The sequence below is a fragment of the Faecousia intestinalis genome, from assembly GCF_040096185.1.
Taxonomy (GTDB): Bacteria; Bacillota; Clostridia; order Oscillospirales; family Oscillospiraceae; genus JAZOXB01.
Genome location: NZ_JBBMFF010000016.1, coordinates 1 through 1,362, shown reverse-complemented (window position 1 = coordinate 1,362; position 1,362 = coordinate 1). Strand labels below are relative to the sequence as shown.

The 1,362-nt window shown below is 65.6% G+C and carries 2 protein-coding genes; both read left to right on the top strand.

Going from position 1 to position 1,362, the window contains the following annotated elements:
• Nucleotides 1–204: 204 nt before the first annotated feature.
• Entirely contained in the window at nt 205–993 is a 789-nt protein-coding gene (locus WMO66_RS00105; protein WP_349134373.1) for an SDR family oxidoreductase, read from the top strand.
• Between the two features lie 13 nt (nt 994–1,006).
• Nucleotides 1,007–1,362, top strand: a 356-nt coding sequence (locus WMO66_RS00100; protein WP_349134372.1) for an NUDIX domain-containing protein, incomplete at its 3' end; no start/stop codon positions are given.

Sequence of the window (1,362 nt, the reverse complement as noted above, 5' to 3'; positions counted from 1 at the left end):
GAATACTTTGTGTACCCGCAAGGGGCATGCCGCATCCGTAAGGCGGCAAAGCCGCCAACGGCTGCGCAATATTTCAAACTTTTCGGACCGATGGATCGGCGAAAAATGTCCGGCGAAGGCTGAAGGCGAATTATGCGGTGTTGCCTAAAAAAACTCGGGGCTGCTGCGCTGCGCAGCGGCCCCATTTTTTCCGGAGAGGATCCTATGAAAACTGCAATTGTGACCGGAGGGACCTCCGGCCTGGGCCTTGCCGCAGCGCAGACGCTGGCGGAAAAGGGCCTTCGGGTGTATGCCCTGTCGCGGCACGGCGCGCCGGTGCCCGGCGTGACGTCGCTGGCCTGCGATATCACGGACGCGGACGCCGTGGAGCGGACGATCGCCTCAATCGAAGCGGAAGCCGGGCGGATCGACCTTGTGGTGAACAACGCGGGCTTCGGTATCTCGGGCGCAGTGGAGTGCACCACGCCCGAGGAGGTGCGCCGTCTGTTCGACGTCGATTTCTTCGGCGTCGTAAATGTGAACCATGCCGTTTTGCCGCGTATGCGCCGCGCAGGCGGCGGGCGGATCGTCCATGTCAGCAGCGTTGCCGCGCCCATCGCCATCCCGTTCCAGGCGTATTATTCCGCGGCAAAGGCGGCGATCAATGCCTACAGCGGTGCGCTGCGCTGCGAGGTCGCGCCGTTCGGCATCGACGTCTGTGCCGTGATGCCCGGCGATCTGAAGACCGGCTTCACGGCGGCGCGTGAGAAAAATGTCCGGGGTGACGCCGAGTACGGTGGGCGCATCAGCCGCTCCGTCTCCCGCATGGAGCATGACGAGCAGACCGGTATGCCGCCGGAGAAGGCCGCGGCCTTCCTGTGCCGCGTGGCGCTCCGCTGCAGGACGAAGCCTCTGTATGCCATTGGACCACAGTACAGTGCGGCAGTTCTGCTGAGCAGGCTCCTGCCGTGCAGGCTCGTCTCGTGGATCGTATCCCGGCTCTATGCCGCGTAAGGAGGGGATGACCATGCCGGTTGCAGCGTATTATCTGCATGATCCTGCCGCGCCGAGGCCGAACAGTCCGACGCGCATGGGAACGAACGTCCTGCTCGAATGCCGCGGGCGGCTCCTGCTGGAGCAGCGCTGGGACTGCGGCGCATGGGGCCTGCCCGGCGGGCGGCTGCGCCGCGGGGAGAGTGAGGCGCACGGCATTGCGCGGGAGCTGTTCGAGGAGACGGGCCTGCGCCTGCCGGAGGCGGCCTTTACGCGGGTGCGTGTCGTGGACGATGCCGACCGCATCGCCAGCTATCAGGACGGGACGGTCTGGCGCATGGTCATCGTCCTGTTCCGTGCGCAGCTTCCGCAGGAGCCGGAGCTGCACTG

Coding starts and splice junctions, on each gene's coding strand:
- WMO66_RS00105 (WP_349134373.1), top strand. CDS start 205: ATGAAAACTGCAATTGTGACCGGAGGGACCTCCGGCCTGGGCCTTGCC.